Below are 2,866 nucleotides of genomic sequence, written 5' to 3' on the forward strand. Positions count from 1 at the left end.
ATTCTACATTGTGTGAGCAATTAAGGGAGGGGAAGAAATAATAGGGAGGAATGAAGGTAGCATTGGGATAGGAGGGAATTAGGGTATAGGTTTCAACCGGAAGGGAAGAAAACAAGAAGAAGCCTTTATTGTCGGTAATGGTGATTTTTCCATTAAGGGTAATTGTAGCATTGGGTATGGGGGCAAATTCTTTGCTTCTTATTGTTCCAGTGATGGTTGAATAGGGAAGTAAGCTAATGTAGGTAGTAGCGGTTTCTGATGTATTTCCCTTAGCATTAAGGGGATAAAGACCTGAGGGAAGGCTTAGAAGATTAAAGCTTGTGTTTATCTTTCCATTGCTTGCGGTGGTGGTTGCAACTGGGATGTTGTTAAGATAAAGCCGAACTATCTCATTACCTGAGAAATTGCTTCCTGAGACATTTATGGTATCTCCCGAATAACCCTTATCTGGGTCTGCCTTGATAAATGGCTGATTGGTTGTGTGATAAGGGATGCTTACCTCATATAGGGTTGGGGTATATTCTAAATTATTGGTTGTAAGAATTGCCTGGTATTGGATGTATCTTGCGGTTAGATTAAGGCTTTCTCCATTGCTTACCTTTTTCCAGGAAGATAGGGTATCTGGGCTATTTCCATATCGGACAAACATTGCAATATTTGTCTCAAATGGCTTCCTCTCTTTATAGAAGATATTCTCAAAGATAACTGAGGAACCTGCATCAAAAAGGGAGGAGGTATAGGTGCCCAGGGGATGGTGGGGACCCTTGTTTATTCCAGAGATAAAGGGACCTGAGCTTTTATATCCAGTAACCAGGTCATAATCTCCATCATTGTCAAGGTCTACGCCAGAGAGGTTGTAATAAGGGTGAGTAATAGTATCAAACATCTTTTCACATTCTTCGGGTGCTCTTTCAAAAGAGGGAGGGTTGGATGTTCCAAGCCTTAAATGAACCTGGGGAGGATAGATGGTTCCATGGAATACAATATCATCATTGTTATCGCCATTTAAGTCCATTGCAGTTAGTTTAGGAATATTACCTAAAGGGCTTATCTTTTTAAAGCCTGTGCTTTCCTCCCAGGTTTTATTCCTCTTCCAGATTGGCGAGGTTATGCCTCCAATATTTTCTAAGATAACAAATACCTTCCAGGTAGGAAGAAGGAGGTCATAATCCCTATCATTATCTAAGTCAAGAAGAAATGGAGCGGGAGAAGAAGTATCAAAATCATCCAATCCTTCAGAAATTAAATATTCTGCGGTTATATTCCATTGAGGGTTATAGGAAAATTTGGTTGTTTGTGTGCTTATGTTTCTAAATGCGCCTACATTTTCGCCCTTTCCAGTTTTATATGTAGCAACAAGTAAATCTGGCTTTCCATCGCCATCAAGGTCAGCCACTGTGGGGGTAATTTCCATACCATTATATCCATTTTGCTCATTTTCTAACTTAATACTGTAATGTTGCCGAGGAAAATATGGAATCTCTGGTGTCCCTGTATTTTGAGCAATATAAATACGGGGTTTATTACAACTTCCTGCCCCTTCACTATGTATTTCCTCATAATCACCATCCTGATCAAGGTCAGCAAAGGTCATTCCTCCCATTATATGGGCTCCATCAAGTGGTTGATAGCTTTTTAACTGAAACCTTGAATTGCTAATATCACCAACATTCTCAAAAGGAATTAATATTCCATCCTCCCCCCCATTAATCATATCAAAATCTTCATCGCCATCAAGGTCGGCAAAGGCTATTGTTGCAACTGCGCTATCGCCTGGAGGAGAGTATTCTTCTGGAGGTTGTCCAAACAACCCCCACAATATATAAGACCGCATTCCCCAGTTGGGAGATAACATTCCTGTGTTTTTATAAAGATATATATCTCCCCACTCATTGAATGTAAAAATAAGAAAAGGGTTTTTGGTGTTTTCCAGGTCAATGAGTTCTACGTTTAAGTCCCATCCATTTCCCATTAATTCAGACAACATAGGAGGGGGATTCCATTCAGGCTTTGGAATAAATTTATTATCTTTGTTTTCATATGCAAGGAATCTTACATCAACAAAACCATTTGTATTTGTTCCTTGCTCCATATAACAGATTATAAGGTCAGGGTAATTATCAGAGTTTAAATCGCCTAGGTCACAGGCTATCTCACATGGGGAAGAAGAAAGTTTAATATCCCAATCAGGATACCTTTCCCATGCCCAACTTCCCTTTCCTTTATAACCATGGATTTCACTTGCATTATAAACTACCAATAAATCCAATATTCCATCCTTGTCAATATCACCAAGGCTACAGCTTCCCAGAGATGAAGAAAAGGGAAGTTCCATCTTTTTTTTGAATAATGGGTTATATTTTGTCTCTTTGTTTTCTAAGAGAATAATCTTTTTTGTAGCTCTATCGCCTACTAAAAGGTCAAAGTCTCCATCGTTATCTATATCACCAAATTCTGGTTCAAGAAAGGCTAACCCTGACATCTCACTGGGCAGGGGTGACCAGGTATCTACCGGCTCAAACAGGGGATATTGGGAGGATAGCTTTATAGACTTAGGGTAGTTCGACCACTTGCATCCTGCAATATTAGATGTTGTAATCCTTTCAAATGTTCCCTCAATAAAGGAATTTTCCCTAAATTCAGAGGCACAGAGGCACAAAGGCACAGAGGCACAAAGGATTAAATGTTTAATCATCTAAATTTAAGAATAACACATAATTGCTTAAATTTCAAGTAAAATTAAGTAAGAGGGGGAGAGGACTCCCCCTCTTGTCTTGTTTCTCTTACCCTCATCTATGGAATGTTGTTTTCAACTGTGATGTAGAAGTGGTTAGCGTAATTAGACTCGGTCGGAGCAAGAGGTGGA

Annotated in this window: 1 protein-coding gene; it reads right to left on the reverse strand. The window is 39.4% G+C overall.

The features are described 5' to 3' along the window. Positions 1–2,695 (reverse strand): FG-GAP-like repeat-containing protein (locus tag AB1397_04360; protein MEW6482216.1); only part of this gene is annotated, 2,695 nt, incomplete at its 3' end. Positions 2,696–2,866: the final 171 nt, after the last annotated feature.

It is taken from the genome of bacterium, from assembly GCA_040756715.1.
In the GTDB taxonomy this organism is placed as follows: domain Bacteria; phylum UBA9089; class UBA9088; order UBA9088; family UBA9088; genus JBFLYE01.